Below are 15,109 nucleotides of genomic sequence, written 5' to 3' on the forward strand. Positions count from 1 at the left end.
GTAACTCATCAACACCGCCCTTTCAAGACACTGTCGACATCTCCGACTTTTCCCGCTCCACCACAGACTAGTCCTATAGCCCTCCCCCCTACTTTCTCCTTATCTTCCCCCCATCAAGCGACCGCCTCGCCCTAGCCAAACACACCTCGCTTGCCAACGCCGGCCCCACCTAACCGCCGCGCTCTAATGTCCAACCCAGGCATCCGTCATGCTCAAGCCCCACAAACGCCGGCAGGCGCTGTCACGCCTGCGCTTTTTCCACCTCCCCGTGCTTGGCACCGGCCTGCTGAGCCTGCCAGGCTTGGCTGCCCCACCCGACCTGCAGTTCGAGCCCGGCTTCATCCGCCAAAGCCCGGGGCAACCGGCCGATGCCGGCGCCCTGGCCTTGCGCGCTCTGGCCGAGCACCGCCCGCTCAACGCCGGCCGCTACACGCTGGACTTGTACGTCAACCTCAGCACGCAGGGCAGACGGGAAATCGCGCTGCACGAAAGCAGCCAGGGCCAGGAGCTGGCGCCATGCCTGAGTACAGGGCTGCTGAGTGAAATTGGCGTACGGGAGCAAAACCTGGCCCCAGCAAAAACCGCTGATGACGGCAATTGCATCGACCTGACCACACAACTGCCCGGCGCCAGTGCCGACCTGGATACCGGCAAACTGCGCCTGAACCTGTCGATCCCGCAGTCCTACCTGCGCCGCGACACCAGCGGTGCCATTGCCGAAAGCCACTGGGACCACGGCATCAATGCAGCCTTCATGAATTACCAGGCCTCGGCCCAGCACAGCAACCGGCGTGGCAGTGGCAACCGCAGCAGCCAGGACCTGTACTTGAACAGCGGCGTCAACCTGTACGGCTGGCGCCTGCGCAGCCAGCAGGCGCTGCGCGAAAACCCGCAAGGCGCTATGCGTTGGACGCGCAGCAACACCTACGCCCAGCGCGACCTGCCAGCGCGCTGGGGCACCCTCACCCTCGGCGAAACCTTCACCCAGGGTGAAATCTTCCGCAGCTTGCCGTTCAAGGGCGTGAAGCTGGCCTCCGACACCGAGATGCTGCCCGACGGCATGCAAAACTACGCCCCGGTGTTGCGCGGCGTAGCACAAACCTACGCCAAGCTGGAGGTGCTGCAGAACGGTTACCCGCTCTACTCCACCTTCGTCGCCCCCGGCCCGTACGAAATCGACGACCTTGCGGTGGGCGCCAGCAGCGGCGAACTGGAAGTGGTGCTGACCGAAGCCGATGGCCAGGTACGCCGCTTTATCCAGCCCTATTCGACCCTCGGCAACCTGATGCGCGCAGGTGTGTGGCGCTACGACCTGGCCATGGGCCGCTACCACGGCGCCAACCAGGCCGACACGCCTGCGCTGTGGCAGGCAACCCTGGCCCGCGGTATCGGTTGGGACAGCACGCTATACACCGGCGTGCTCGGTGGCGACTACTACCGCGCCACCATCCTGGGCCTTGCGCGCGACTTCGGCGCACTCGGCGCACTGTCACTGGACCTCACCCAGGCCACCAGCGACCTTGGCCCGGCGCTGGGCGAGGTGCAAGGCAACAGTTTCTCGGCCCGCTACGGCAAGGCCTTCGACAGCGGCACCAGCCTGCGCTTTGCCGGCTACCGCTATTCCACCGTCGGCTACCGCGACTACGACGAAGCCGTGCAGCAGCGCAACGCCTCCGACCTGTACCTGGGCAACCGCCGCAGCCGCCTGGAAGCCTCGGTGTACCAGCACCTGGGCAACGCCGGCGCGCTCAGCCTGACCCTGTCGCAGGACGACTACTGGCACAGCAGCCTGCAACGGCGCCAATACCAGCTGCAATACAACACGCAGCTGCCGCACAACATCAGCTTCAACCTGTTCGCCTCGCAGTCGCTGACTTCGTCGCGCGACAGCGACCGCATCATCGGCGTGGGCATCACCCTGCCACTGGATTTTGCCCACGCCTCCAGCGCCACGTTCGACATGCAGCGCAGCGCCGGCAAGCACAGCGAACGCGCCAGCCTCAGCGGCCACTTCGACGACCGGCGCCTGAACTACCGCGCCTCACTGGCCAACGACACCCAGCGCAGCGGCAGCCTGTCGCTGGCTTACCAGGGTAGCCATGCCAACTACGGCATGGGCTACAGCGAAGCCGCCGATTACCGCAACCTGTCGCTGAGCACCAGCGGTGCCCTGCTGGCACATGGCGGCGGCATGCTGCTGGCGCCGTTCATGGGCGAAACCAATGCCGTGGTGCATGTGCCGGACATCGCCGGGGTCGGGGTGAGCCAGGCACAACAGGGCAAGACCAACCACGCAGGCTATGCACTGGCACCGTACCTGCGCCCCTACCGGGCCAACCCGCTGGTGCTGCAACTGGACCAGCTCGACCCGGAAATCGAGATCGACAATGGCGCCACGCAGGTGGTGCCACGCCGCGGCGCCGTGGTGCTGGCCGAATTCCCGGCCCGCCGGGTCAACCGCCTGGTGCTGACCCTGTTGCAGGCAGATGGCCAGCCCTTGCCGTTTGGCGCACAGGTCAGCGATGCCCAGGGCCAGCAACTGGCGGTAGTCGGCCAAGGTGGCCAGGCACTGGTCGCCACCGAGCTTGAGCAACAGCAGCTGCTGGCCAGGTGGAGCGCCGGCAGCGAACAGCTATGCCGCTTCGATATCACCCCCGCCAACTTGCCGCTTGAACAAGGCTACCGCCTGCAGACCCTGCACTGCCAAGCCCCTTCCGACAGGAACAGCCAATGAACACCCCCTATCGCCTGGCCCTGCTGCCCGCCTTGTTGCTGGCCAGCCTGCCTTTCATCCCGCAGGCTGCCCATGCCGTTTCAGGCTGCACCACCCTCGGTGGCGCCGGCCCCGCCATATTCACGGCAGATTTCAAGGATGTATGGGTGCCCCGGGACCTGCCTGTTGGAGAGCCAATCATCACGACACGCTTTCCTCCGCTTTTAACCGATCCGGCAAATATCATCGTCGAATGCCGTAACAGTAGCGACCGCCTGCTGGAAGCACATGTCAACCCCACCACCCCACTGCTGCACAACCTGCCAGCGCGCCTGGGCAACGGGCGTTTCGCCAACAAGGTCCTCAGAACCCGGATCAAGGGGGTTGGCGCCGTAATCGAGATGGGCTGGCCCTTTGCCGGGCAAGCCGGTAACAACTTCAGATCGGCCAGCGGCGACAATACCGTGCCCTACTACGGCACCAACATGAGCACCATGGCCGTGCCCCTTGCGATCGGCCCGATGGGCATGAAGGTCACGCTGGTCAAGACCGGCCCCATCGCGGCGGGGCCGGTGATGCTGGATGAAGAACTGGCCCATGGCAGCACCACGGATGTACCCGATGCGTTTCGCCTGCGGCTCAGCGCCAACCTGAACCAGGCACAGTGCACGTTGAAAAGCGACGCCGTCAGTGCCGACCCTGTGGACCTGGGCAGCCACACCGTGGCGGACTTCCCCGCCAAGGGCACCACCACCACCAGCATGCCATTTCACATCACCTTGAGCGACTGCGAGGACGACCCGGTGTCGAGCACCGCCACCGCCTACCTCTACCTGACAGGCACCGACGGCTCGGTTGCGCTCGACCCGAAACAGGGCCTGTTCAGCCTGGGCAACGGCTCGACAGCGAAAGGCATCGGCATACAGATTACCGATGACAGCGGCGTTCCCGTACCCCTGCAAGAGCACGTATCAAGCAACCAGAAGCTGCAACTCCCGATCACCCGCCTGCCCTACCGTGCGCATTTCTACCAGACGGACGACCGGGTTACCCCCGGCTTGGCCAAAGGTGCGCTCGACTTCACCATCAGTTATCGCTGAGTTCGACCCTGCCCATGCGAACGCCTGGTTCGCATGGGCAGGGCCTAAAAATCAGGCACGCAAAAACGCAAAAAGGAACCCGAAGGTTCCTTTTTGCGTTACATGTTTGGAGCGGGAAACGAGACTCGAACTCGCGACCCCGACCTTGGCAAGGTCGTGCTCTACCAACTGAGCTATTCCCGCATTGTGAAGCTTTACCGCTAATCGGCGTGAAGCGCCTTGACGACCCTCACCACCACTGCACCGTGCGAACGCCACAGTCTTTAAACTGGAGCGGGAAACGAGACTCGAACTCGCGACCCCGACCTTGGCAAGGTCGTGCTCTACCAACTGAGCTATTCCCGCATTTGGCGTCCCCTAGGGGACTCGAACCCCTGTTACCGCCGTGAAAGGGCGGTGTCCTAGGCCACTAGACGAAGGGGACACACAACACTTTTCAGTGCACCAGCACCTGAACCTTACGATTCAGACTGGGTTTTTATTTCCTGCCCCGCCGTTAAGCGTTGCCGGAGAATTTGGAGCGGGAAACGAGACTCGAACTCGCGACCCCGACCTTGGCAAGGTCGTGCTCTACCAACTGAGCTATTCCCGCAATATGGCGTCCCCTAGGGGACTCGAACCCCTGTTACCGCCGTGAAAGGGCGGTGTCCTAGGCCACTAGACGAAGGGGACACGCTGCTGGCATTTCTGCCTGCTTTCACTCCCTGCCGCGTTTCGCTGTGTGCTTTACGCTGCAAGTGGCGCGCATTCTATGGATGCTTCGAACAGGCGTCAACCCCTTTGTAGAAATTTATTTAAATCAATGACTTCCGGGTGGGTTGGGGTGCAGATGCGGGGTGGGTGGTCGATATAGAGAGAGGGTTTGCCTGTGCCGGCCCTTTCGCGGGTAAACCCGCTCCCACAGGGACTGCGCAGGCATATAGCCGCTATTCGTGCCTCGGCAAACTCACTACACTCAAACCTGTAATTCTTCTTCAATGAGGCATTAACGGTGACACCACTCCTGATCACCCTGCTTATCGTGGCGGGTATCGCGTTGCTGATCGTGATCGGCTACCTCAACAATGTGGTCGAGAACGGCAAGCTCGAGCGCGCCCGGCTGAAGGTCGAACTGGCAGACCGCTTGCGCCGTTGTGGCGAAATCACCGAAACCTTCCCCGGCCAGTTCATGACCCCGGCGCTGAAGCTGCTGCTGACCCGCCTGGAACTCAACCTGAACCAGCGCCAGCTGGCGGTGGACAAGCACAACCCAGCATTGAAGGCACGCATTGCCGAACTGGAAGGGCTGATTGGCCTGGGCGAGAAGATCCCGGTAAACAACCCGCCCAACCCGATCCACACCGAGGTCAAGGCCAAGGATGTACGCTTTTTGCTGGAGGCGCTGCACACCCAGGTGACCCGCGCCGCCCAGGAAGGCTTCCTGCCTGCCGCCGAGGCCAAGCACTGGGTGAAGGAAATTCGCCATATCCTGGTGCTGCTGCATATCGAGTTCTTCAACAACCTTGGCCAGCAGGCCCTGCAAAAAGGCCAGCCGGGCCAGGCGCGTTTGGCGTTCGAGCGCGGCGTGCAGTATTTGCGCAAGCAGCCGGAGCCGAAGGTGTATGAAGAGCAGCTGACGTATCTTGAGAAATTGCTGGCCCGGGCCAATGCCCAGGTGCTTGATCGCATGACCCCGGCCGAGGACGAGCACAACGAACTGACTGACGGGCTCAAGACCGACGAGGAAGAGACCTGGAAGAAAAAGGCGATGTACGACTGATGCTTTAACCTGTACCGGCCTCTTCGCGGCTAAAGCCGCTCCTACAGGGACCGCATTGCCCTCTGGCCTGATGCGATCATTGTAGGAGCGGCTTTAGCCGCGAAAGGGCCAGCACAGGCGACACACCCATCAGCAGTCAGTCAACTTCAGAAAAATCGCTGCCAACCGCTCCAGCCCCACTTGGTCCGCCTCGCTGAACCGCCCAACCTTCGGGCTATCCAGGTCCAGCACCCCAATCAGCCTGCCCTCCTTCACCAACGGGATCACCAACTCGCTGTTCGACGCACTGTCACAGGCAATGTGCCCCGGGAACGCATGCACATCCGCTACCCGTTGGGTCTGCCGGGTAGCCGCCGCCGCCCCGCACACGCCCTTGCCGAACGGAATGCGCACACAAGCCACCTGGCCCTGGAACGGCCCCAGCACCAGTTGCTCGTTGCGGTTGAGGTAGAACCCCGCCCAGTTCAGGTCGTCCACCTGGTTGTACAAAAACGCCGAAAACTGTGCGGCGTTGGCGATGAAGTCGCGCTCGTCGGCAAACAGCGCCTGCACTTGCGCCGCCAGCAGGTTGTAGCCGTCGAGGCCGGCGCCACTGGCATTAAGGTCGATCATTTACTTTTGCTCCAGCAATTGCAGCCCGACCCAGTAGCGGGCGAACTGATAGGCACAACGGCCATTACGGTTACCGCGGCCGGTGGCCCAGCGCACGGCGAGGATTTCCAGTGCTTCGTCACGCTGCCAGCTCAGCCCAGCCGGGCGCGCCAGCTGGCCGATCCAGTGCTCGACCACGTCGAGGAAGTGTTCCTGGCTGAACGGGTAGAACGACAGCCACAGACCAAAACGGTCAGACAGGGCAATCTTGTCCTCCACCGCTTCGTTGGGGTGCAGTTCGCCGTCGACCATTTTCCAGTTTTCGTTGTCGCTCTGCTTTTCCGGCACCAGGTGGCGGCGGTTGGAAGTGGCGTACAGCAATACGTTGTCCGGGGCCTGTTCCAGCGAGCCGTCGAGCACGCTCTTGAGCACCCGGTAGTCGCCCTCCCCGGCTTCGAACGACAGGTCGTCGCAGAACAGGATAAAGCGCTGCGGCAACTTCTGCAGTTGCTCGACCACACGTGGCAGGTCGGCCAGGTGATCGCGTTCGATTTCTATCAGGCGCAGGCCGGCATCCGCGTGTTCGGCCAGCAGAGCGCGCACCAGCGACGACTTGCCAGTGCCGCGCGAGCCCCACAGCAGTGCGTGGTTGGCCGGCAGGCCGTTGATGAACTGGTGGGTATTGCGGCCAAGCTGGTCACGTTGCTTGTCGACACCGATCAGGTCAGTGAGGCGAATGTCCAGGCTGACTTCCAGCGGCAGCAAGTAGCCGCTGCGGCCATCGCGCTGCCAGCGCGCTGCCAGGGTGGTGGCCCAGTCGATGTTCGGGCGTGGCGCGGGCAACAGGGGTTCGAGGCGTGCCAGTACCGATTCGGCGCGGTCGAGGAAAGCAATCAAGCGGGTGTCCATCAGGGGCTCCTAGGGATTCAGATTTGGGTTTGCTGTGCGGGCCTCTTCGCGGCTAAAGCCGCTCCTACAAAGAATTGCACCAAGCCTGGGGGCAATGGTGTCCCTGCAGGAGCGGGTTTACCCGCGAAGAGGCCGCCACAGGCCAATAGAGCAATCAAGGCTGAATATGCGACAGACCCACCAGCAGCCGGGGTTGATCGGCTATGCTTGCGCAGCGCAAGGAACGGGAAACCGGCTCGGGACTCATGGATATCAAGTTCACCAATCGCCTGTCATACAAGCAAGCCCGGTTGACAGTCCTGGTCGGCTTCATCCTGGGAACATTGCTCAGTCTCATCCAGATCGGCATCGATTATGCCAGCGAAGACGCGTCCATCAACCGTGAAGTGCGCGCCTTGCTGCAAATCAGCCACAACCCGGCTTCGCGCATCGCCTACAACATCGACTCGGAGCTGGCCCTGGAGCTGACCCGCGGCCTGCTACAGTCACCGGCCATCATCCGCGCCCGGCTGATCGACAACAACGAAACCGTGCTGGCCGATGTCGAGCGCCCGCGCCTGCAGGACAGCTACCGGCCGCTCAGCGACTTCCTGTTCGGCGAGCAGCGCCAGTTCAAGGAACGCCTGTACCTCACCCACATGCCCGAGGAATACCTCGGCACCCTGTACCTGGACGTCGACACCTACGCCTTCGGCGGGCGCTTTCTCGACCGGGCCGGCATTACCCTGCTCAACGGCTTTGCCCGCAGCCTGGTACTGACCGGCATCCTGCTGGCACTGTTCTACATGATGCTGACCAAGCCGCTGGTCACGGTGATCGGCGCGCTTAGCGGCAGCGACCCGCGCAAGCCCCGGCAAACCCGCCTGGAATGCCCGCACGGGCACGAAAACGACGAGATCGGTGTGCTGGTGAAGGTCGCCAACCAGCAGTTCATCAGCATGGCCACCGAGATTGAACAGCGACGCACGGCGGAAAACCGCCTGACCCAGTACCTCAACGAGCTGGAAGACATTGTCTCGGCGCGCACCAACGAGCTGAAAGCCAGCAACAGCAGCCTGAGCCTGTCCAACCAGGAGCTGGAACAAGCCCGCAGCCGAGCGCTGGACATGGCCCAGGCCCGCGCCGCCTTCCTCGCCAACATGAGCCATGAAATCCGCACCCCGCTCAACGGCATGCTCGGCATGATTGCCCTGGCGCTGGACAGCCCGCTGCCCAGCGAGCAGCGCCAGCAACTGGCGATTGCCCACGACTCGGGCAAGGTGCTGGTGGAATTGCTGAACGATATCCTCGACCTGTCCAAGTTCGATGCCGGCCAACTGGAGCTGGAGCGCATTGCCTTCGACATGGGCTCGATGGTCGAGGACACCGCCAACCTGCTGTCGCAGAACACCGCGCAAAGCGTGGAGCTGACCTGCCTGATCGCCGGCAACTTCCCCAGCAGCGTACTTGGCGACCCCACGCGGGTGCGGCAGATCGTCAGTAACTTGCTCTCCAACGCGCTGAAGTTCACCCGCTTCGGCCGCGTCGACGTGCGCCTGGTGCCCCTTGTCGGCGGCGTGCGCCTGGAGGTCCGTGACACGGGCATCGGCATCCCCGAAGAAGCCCAGGCGCGGATCTTCCAGCCCTTTACCCAGGCCGGCGCAGGCATCACCCGCCAGTACGGCGGCACCGGCCTGGGCCTGGCGCTGACGCGCAACTTGTGCAAAGCCATGCAAGGTCACCTGCATATCCGTTCGGAGCCCGGCTTTGGCAGCTGCTTTACTGCCGAGCTGCCGCTGACCGTACACACCGAGGCAATCGCGCCGCCGCCGCTGCACGGCCGCGTGGCAGTGCTGAGTGCAGCCGGCAGCGGGCTGAATGAGTTGCTGCAAGGTTTGCTGCCCGCGTGGGGCCTGAGCTACCAACGGCATGATAGCCCTGCGACCCTGGACGCCACCGCGATGGAGCTGTTGATCACCGACGACGTGGACCAGCTGTTCGAGCTGCGCCCGGCACTGACAACCCCGATCCTGCTGGTGACCGCCTACGGCAACTTCCTGCCCAACGAGCAGTCGCTGGCGCTGGCACCGCTGCATCAGCTGGCCCGGCCGCTGGCGCGCAACGCCCTGTACCAGACGCTACGCCGCACCTTGCAAGGCCATGAGCCCGAGCACCCGCTGGCCACCCCGGCCATTACCCTTGGGCAAAGCCGCGCGCGCATTCTGCTGGTAGAGGACAACCCGGTGAACCAACTGGTGGCCAAGGGCATGCTGGCCAAGCTCGGCTGCCAGGTACAACTGGCCACCCAGGGTGCCGAGGCCCTGGAGCTACTGGAGCAGCGCGAGTTCGACCTGGTGCTGATGGACTGCAACATGCCGGTGATGGACGGCTACGAGGCCAGCCGGCGCATCCGCCAGAGCGGCCGCTGGCCACACCTGCCCATCGTCGCCCTCACCGCCAACGCCATGCCCGAAGAGCGAGAACGCTGCCGGGCGGCGGGCATGAACGACTACCTGGCCAAGCCGTTTCGCCGTGAAGAGCTGCTGGCGCTGGTCGACCACTGGGTGCCCGTCAACGGCTGAGCAGGCGCTCGATGTCTGCTTCCAGCGCCTGTGGCTTGGTGGTTGGGGCATAACGCCTGACCTGGCCGCTGGCCGGGTCGACCAGGAACTTGGTGAAGTTCCACTTGATTTTCTGCGAGCCGAGCAGGCCCGGGGCGCGCTGCTTCAGCTCGATATACAGGGGGTGGGTGCCGGGGCCGTTGACCTCGACCTTGCGAAACAGCGGGAAGCTCACACCGAAATTGCGCTCGCAGAACTGCGCAATTTCCCGCGCATCGCCCGGCTCCTGCTTGCCAAACTGGTTGCAGGGAAAGCCCAGCACCACCAGGCCGCGCTCGCGGTAGGCCTGCCACAGTTGCTCCAGGCCCTTGTACTGAGGGGTAAAGCCGCACTGGCTGGCGGTATTGACCACCAGCAGCGCCTTGCCCGGGAAGTCGCCCAGTACCTTGTGCTCCCCGCCCAGTGTCACGCATTTGATACCCAGCATCGATTCGGCCATGTGTCGAGCTCCGGTCAGTCGCGCGGGCGTAGGTCGATGCACACCGAGTTGATGCAGTAGCGCAGGCCGGTCGGTGGCGGGCCGTCGGGGAACACGTGGCCCAGGTGCGCATCGCAGCGGGCGCAAGTGACTTCGGTACGGATCATGCCGTGGGAGGTGTCGCGGACCTCGATCATCGCGCTGTCCTCGATCGGTGCATAGAAGCTCGGCCAGCCGCAGCCTGAGTCAAACTTGGTCTGCGCGTCGAACAGTGCCAGGTTGCAGCAGATGCAGTGGTAAATGCCATCACGGCGCTCGCTGTTGTACTTGCCGCTGAACGGTCGCTCGGTGCCCTTGAGGCGGCAGACCTGGTACTGCTCGGGGTCGAGCATCGACCGCCATTCCTCCAGGGTTTTTTCGATCTTTTTCATGTAGGGACCTCGGCAGGCTGAATTTCACCCCGCACCGTCTTTTCCGGGGCGCAGGTGGCACGTATATTAGTTGGCTTCGTGTGCCAGGCGTTCAGTCTGGCACCCGCTTCCTGCCCTTTCAAACGTTTCGACGTGGGTTGCGCGTTTTCTCAATCGGGATCCCATCATGCAGTTCAGCAAATCGAACAAGCTCGCCAATGTCTGCTACGACATTCGCGGCCCAGTGCTCAAGCACGCCAAGCGCCTGGAAGAGGAAGGCCACCGCATCCTCAAGCTGAACATCGGCAACCCGGCGCCGTTTGGCTTCGAAGCGCCTGACGAAATCCTTCAGGATGTGATCCGCAACCTGCCCACCGCGCAGGGCTACAGCGACTCCAAGGGCCTGTTCAGCGCACGCAAGGCGGTCATGCAGTACTGCCAGCAGAAGGAAATCGAAGGCGTCACCATCGAGGACATCTACCTCGGTAACGGCGTGTCCGAGCTGATCGTGATGTCGATGCAGGCGCTGCTGAACAACGGCGACGAAGTGCTGATCCCGGCGCCCGACTACCCGCTGTGGACCGCTGCCGTGAGCCTGGCCGGCGGCAAGCCGGTGCATTACCTGTGCGACGAGCAGGCCGACTGGTTCCCCGACCTTGAAGACATCAAGGCCAAGATCACCCCGAACACCAAGGCCCTGGTAATCATCAACCCGAACAACCCGACCGGCGCGGTGTACTCCAAAGAGCTGCTGCTGGGCATGCTGGAACTGGCCCGCCAGCACAACCTGGTGGTGTTCTCCGACGAGATCTACGACAAGATCTTGTACGACGAAGCCGTGCACATCAGCACCGCCTCGCTGGCCCCGGACCTGCTGTGCCTGACCTTCAACGGTTTGTCCAAGTCGTACCGGGTGGCCGGCTTCCGTTCTGGCTGGCTGATCATTTCCGGGCCCAAGCACAACGCGCAGAGCTATATCGAAGGCATCGACATGCTGGCCAACATGCGCCTGTGTGCCAACGTGCCGGCACAGCATGCCATCCAGACCGCGCTGGGCGGCTACCAGAGCATCAACGACCTGGTGCTGCCGCCGGGGCGCCTGCTGGAACAGCGCAACCGCACCTACGAGCTGCTGAACGACATCCCGGGCGTAAGCTGCGTGAAGCCGATGGGCGCACTGTATGCGTTCCCGCGGATCGACCCGAAAGTGTGCCCGATCCTCAACGACGAGAAGTTCGCGCTTGACCTGCTGCTGTCGGAAAAGCTGCTGATCGTTCAGGGTACGGCGTTCAACTGGCCGTGGCCGGACCACTTCCGCGTGGTGACCTTGCCACGGGTGGATGATTTGGAAGCGGCGATTGGGCGGATTGGTAATTTCCTGAAGGGGTATTCGCAGTAGGGTTTGGGGGGGGGGAGCGAGAGGGTTCGACGGGGGGTTGGTGGTGGCGCGGATATCGAGCGCCGCCCGCGCGGCGCTTCGCGGGGCAAGCCCGCTCCCACATTTGTTGCAACGTACCGAACCTGCCAGGCCATGGTTGCCTGCCTTGGTGCAGATCTTGAGGCTGGTGGGGCGGCATCAATGCCCACATCGAAGTCCAGTCATGCTAACAAAACTGACAACCATGGCCTCACAGACATGGCCACGTTGCAACAAATGTGGGAGCGGGCTTGCCCCGCGAAGCGCCGCGCGGGCGGCGCTCGATCTCATAGGCGCCGCAATTCTCAAGGCGAACACCATTTCTTACATCCTGCAACGCTCTATCCCACAGCCCCCGCGCCATCCTCTGCCATACTCCGCCGTACACAGTTTGAAATAGTCGCCCGATTGAATCGGCACGGCAGGCACCTTATATACCCCGCAGTAAGCGACAACTCATCCGTCAGGAGAACGTAACAACCATGATGCGCATTCTGTTGTTTGTAGCCACCAACCTTGCGGTGGTGCTGGTTGCAAGCATTACCCTGAGCCTGTTCGGTTTCAACGGGTTCATGGCCGCCAACGGGGTCGACCTGAACCTCAGCAGCCTGCTGGTGTTCTGCGCCGTGTTCGGCTTTGCCGGCTCCCTGGTCTCGCTGTTCATCTCCAAGTGGATGGCGAAGATGAGCACCGGCACCCAGATCATCAGCCAGCCACGCACCCGCCACGAGCAGTGGCTGCTGCAAACGGTCGAAGAGCTGTCCCGCGAAGCCGGCATCAAAATGCCCGAAGTGGGGATCTTCCCAGCTTACGAGGCCAACGCCTTCGCCACTGGCTGGAACCGCAACGACGCGCTGGTAGCGGTGTCGCAGGGCCTGCTGGAGCGCTTCTCGCCCGATGAGGTGCGTGCGGTACTGGCCCACGAAATTGGCCACGTGGCCAACGGCGACATGGTCACCTTGGCGCTGGTGCAGGGCGTGGTGAACACCTTCGTGATGTTCTTCGCCCGCATCATCGGCAACTTCGTCGACAAGGTGATCTTCAAGAACGAAGAAGGCCAGGGCATTGCCTATTACGTGGCCACCATCGTGGCCGAGCTGATCCTGGGCATTCTGGCCAGCATGATCGTGATGTGGTTCTCGCGCCGCCGCGAATACCGCGCCGACGAGGCCGGTGCTCAGCTGGCCGGCACCTCGGCGATGATCGGCGCGCTGCAGCGCCTGCGCGTGGAGCAAGGCCTGCCGGTGCACATGCCGGACACCATGAAGGCCTTCGGCATCAATGGCGGCCTGAAGCACGGCCTGGCGGGCCTGCTGATGAGCCACCCGCCGCTGGAAGACCGCATCGAGGCGCTGCGCCGCCGCGGTTGATCCACCTGGTAATTAGAAAAGGGCGACTTCGGTCGCCCTTTTTTTGTGTTTGCCTGCACCGGCCTCTTCGCGGGTAAACCCGCTCCTACATGGGTACATATTCGCCTGTAGGAGCGGGTTTACCCGCGAAAGGGCCGGTACAGGCTACACACCTGTCAGCGGCCAACCCGGTACACCCGCTCCAACAAACTGGATACCCCGGCCTGCGCAAACTTCGGGCTCTCCCCGATCACCTGCACAACCTCCACCTCATCCACCTGCCAACCGGCAAAGCCCTGCCGCAGCTCGTCATCCCCCACCGAAAACGGCGGCCCGGCCAGCAGCGACTGGTCATAGTCCAGCGTCACCAGCAACCCACGGCAAACCGCTGGCAACAACGCCGACAGTGCCTGCATGTACGCCGCCCGCATCTGCACCGGCAAGGCAATGACCGCCGCCCGGTCATACAGCCCCCCGCAATCACCGACATCCTCGGCCCGCAAGGCAAAGAAATCGCCGCACCATAGCTCCACATCGCCACTGCGCCACACCTCGAACGCGCCCTGCTGACGCACTTCGGCTGCAAGCCCATGCTTGCTGAAGAAGCCCTCCACTGCCCGCCGCGACAGCTCCACACCCAACACCCGATAGCCCTGCCCGGCCAGCCAGGCCATGTCCAGGCTCTTGCCGCACAGCGGCACCAGCACGCGACTACCCGGCGCCAGCTGCAACGTTGGCCAATACTGCTGCAGGTACGGGTTCACCTGCGCCTGGTGAAAGCCGATCTGGTTGTCGGCCCACCGTTTTTGCCAGAACGCTGGCTCCATGTTCACTCCCGATTTTTAGATGGTTTGTTGGTAAAACTTGGTTTGGATTTCGATCTGTAGTTGATCGAAGATGGTTGCATCTTAACCTTCAGGACCCCCGCCATGCTGCCCAGCCTGTTCATTTCCCACGGTTCCCCCATGCTTGCCCTGCAACCCGGTGCCAGCGGGCCGGCACTGGCCGGGCTGGCTAATGCCCTGCCCCGGCCGAAGGCGATCGTGGTGGTGTCGGCGCACTGGGAAAGCCGCGATCTGCTAGTAACCGTTAACCCACAGCCAGAGACCTGGCATGACTTCTACGGCTTTCCACCCGCCCTGTATGCAGTGCAGTACCCGGCACCGGGAGACCCTGCGCTGGCCGGCCAGGTCAGTGAGTTGTTACAGGCCGCGGGGTTACCCGCGCGGCTGGATGCGCAGCGGCCGTTCGACCATGGCGCGTGGGTGCCGCTGTCGCTGATGTACCCGCAGGCATGCATTCCGGTGGTGCAGGTATCGCTGCCCAGCCACATGGGGCCGGCGCTACAGGTGAAGGTGGGCCAGGTGCTGGCCGGGTTACGTGGCGAGGGTGTGCTGCTGATTGGGTCGGGCAGCATTACCCATAACCTGGGCGAGCTGGACTGGCATGCCGGGCCGGAGGTGATCGAGCCTTGGGCGCTGGCGTTCAGGGATTGGGTGGTGGACAACTTGCAGGCGGATGACCGGGAGGCATTGCTGGGTTATCGGCAGCAGGCGCCGTTTGCGGTGCGCAACCATCCGAGTGATGAGCATTTGTTGCCGTTGTTTTTTGCCCTTGGGGCTGGAGGCCGATTCAAGGTGGTGCACCAGGGTTTCACCTTGGGGGCATTGGGAATGGACATTTATCGGTTCGACTGAAGGGCCTCTTCGCGGGTGAACCCGCTCCCACAGAAGATCCCACAGCTTTAAAGGCCTGTGCTGTACCTGTGGGAGCGGGTTTATCGAGGCGTCGAACCGCCGCGAAGAGGCCGGCACAGGCAAAAAAAATCCCCGACTTAGGCCGG

At 63.0% G+C, this 15,109-nt stretch carries 12 protein-coding genes and 5 tRNA genes; 7 read left to right on the plus strand and 10 right to left on the minus strand.

Features of this window, described 5'->3' with window-relative positions; genetic code table 11:
* Window positions 1–208 precede the first annotated feature (208 nt).
* Both ACIP02_RS22715 and ACIP02_RS22720 read left to right on the plus strand, forming a co-directional pair.
* A complete protein-coding gene (locus tag ACIP02_RS22715) occupies window positions 209–2,734 on the plus strand; it encodes a fimbria/pilus outer membrane usher protein (protein WP_400620907.1) in 2,526 nt (841 codons plus the stop codon).
* A complete protein-coding gene (locus ACIP02_RS22720) occupies window positions 2,731–3,813 on the plus strand; it encodes a fimbrial protein (protein ID WP_400620910.1) in 1,083 nt (360 codons plus the stop codon). Before ACIP02_RS22715 ends, ACIP02_RS22720 begins: the two co-directional genes overlap by 4 nt.
* 107 nt (window positions 3,814–3,920) lie before the next feature.
* Here the strand turns inward: ACIP02_RS22720 and ACIP02_RS22725 are convergent.
* The 5 genes from ACIP02_RS22725 to ACIP02_RS22745 form a co-directional block, all read right to left on the minus strand.
* Window positions 3,921–3,996: transfer RNA gene (locus ACIP02_RS22725), tRNA-Gly, on the minus strand.
* Between the two features lie 86 nt (window positions 3,997–4,082).
* Window positions 4,083–4,158 (minus strand) — tRNA-Gly (locus tag ACIP02_RS22730).
* A gap of 3 nt (window positions 4,159–4,161) precedes the next feature.
* Window positions 4,162–4,237, minus strand: a tRNA-Glu gene (locus ACIP02_RS22735).
* Window positions 4,238–4,329: 92 nt separating this feature from the next.
* Window positions 4,330–4,405 (minus strand) — tRNA-Gly (locus tag ACIP02_RS22740).
* Between the two features lie 4 nt (window positions 4,406–4,409).
* Window positions 4,410–4,485: transfer RNA gene (locus ACIP02_RS22745), tRNA-Glu, on the minus strand.
* Between the two features lie 319 nt (window positions 4,486–4,804).
* On the opposite strand from ACIP02_RS22745, the gene ACIP02_RS22750 reads away from it, so the two are divergent.
* Window positions 4,805–5,572: a hypothetical protein gene (locus tag ACIP02_RS22750; protein WP_400620913.1), complete on the plus strand. Its 768-nt coding sequence runs from the start codon at window positions 4,805–4,807 to the stop codon at window positions 5,570–5,572.
* Between the two features lie 129 nt (window positions 5,573–5,701).
* Here ACIP02_RS22750 and ACIP02_RS22755 read toward each other — a convergent pair whose 3' ends face one another.
* Together ACIP02_RS22755 and ACIP02_RS22760 are read right to left on the minus strand one after the other, a co-directional pair.
* Window positions 5,702–6,184, minus strand: a complete 483-nt coding sequence (locus ACIP02_RS22755) for a GAF domain-containing protein (protein WP_400620916.1) — start codon at window positions 6,182–6,184, stop codon at window positions 5,702–5,704.
* The gene (locus ACIP02_RS22760) at window positions 6,185–7,072 is read right to left on the minus strand and encodes an ATP-binding protein (protein WP_400620919.1); all 888 of its coding nucleotides are present in this window, start codon (window positions 7,070–7,072) and stop codon (window positions 6,185–6,187) included.
* 203 nt (window positions 7,073–7,275) lie between these two features.
* Between ACIP02_RS22760 and ACIP02_RS22765 the strand changes: the two genes are divergently transcribed.
* Entirely contained in the window at window positions 7,276–9,633 is a 2,358-nt protein-coding gene (locus tag ACIP02_RS22765) for a response regulator (RefSeq protein WP_400620922.1), read from the plus strand.
* Here ACIP02_RS22765 and ACIP02_RS22770 read toward each other — a convergent pair.
* A complete protein-coding gene (locus ACIP02_RS22770; protein WP_400620925.1) occupies window positions 9,623–10,111 on the minus strand; it encodes a glutathione peroxidase in 489 nt (162 codons plus the stop codon). The genes ACIP02_RS22765 and ACIP02_RS22770 overlap by 11 nt on opposite strands.
* Window positions 10,112–10,125: 14 nt before the next feature.
* Complete coding sequence (msrB, locus tag ACIP02_RS22775; protein WP_400620928.1) at window positions 10,126–10,521, minus strand: peptide-methionine (R)-S-oxide reductase MsrB; 396 nt, start codon at window positions 10,519–10,521, stop codon at window positions 10,126–10,128.
* A gap of 166 nt (window positions 10,522–10,687) precedes the next feature.
* Between msrB and ACIP02_RS22780 the strand changes: the two genes are divergently transcribed.
* A complete protein-coding gene (locus tag ACIP02_RS22780; protein WP_400620931.1) occupies window positions 10,688–11,899 on the plus strand; it encodes a pyridoxal phosphate-dependent aminotransferase in 1,212 nt (403 codons plus the stop codon).
* A gap of 500 nt (window positions 11,900–12,399) precedes the next feature.
* On the plus strand, window positions 12,400–13,287 hold the full coding sequence (gene htpX / locus ACIP02_RS22785; protein ID WP_012271122.1) for a protease HtpX: 888 nt from the start codon (window positions 12,400–12,402) through the stop codon (window positions 13,285–13,287).
* A gap of 155 nt (window positions 13,288–13,442) precedes the next feature.
* Here the strand turns inward: htpX and ACIP02_RS22790 are convergent, their stop codons facing one another.
* A complete protein-coding gene (locus ACIP02_RS22790; protein ID WP_400620935.1) occupies window positions 13,443–14,093 on the minus strand; it encodes a thiopurine S-methyltransferase in 651 nt (216 codons plus the stop codon).
* Window positions 14,094–14,195: 102 nt separating this feature from the next.
* Here ACIP02_RS22790 and ACIP02_RS22795 point away from each other — a divergent pair, with 102 nt between their 5' ends.
* Window positions 14,196–14,963 (plus strand): DODA-type extradiol aromatic ring-opening family dioxygenase, encoded by a 768-nt coding sequence (locus ACIP02_RS22795; protein WP_400620938.1) that lies wholly within the window; start codon window positions 14,196–14,198, stop codon window positions 14,961–14,963.
* The last annotated feature ends 146 nt before the right edge of the window (window positions 14,964–15,109 follow it).

This window comes from Pseudomonas sp. NPDC089408 (assembly GCF_044749445.1).
Taxonomy (GTDB): domain Bacteria; phylum Pseudomonadota; class Gammaproteobacteria; order Pseudomonadales; family Pseudomonadaceae; genus Aquipseudomonas.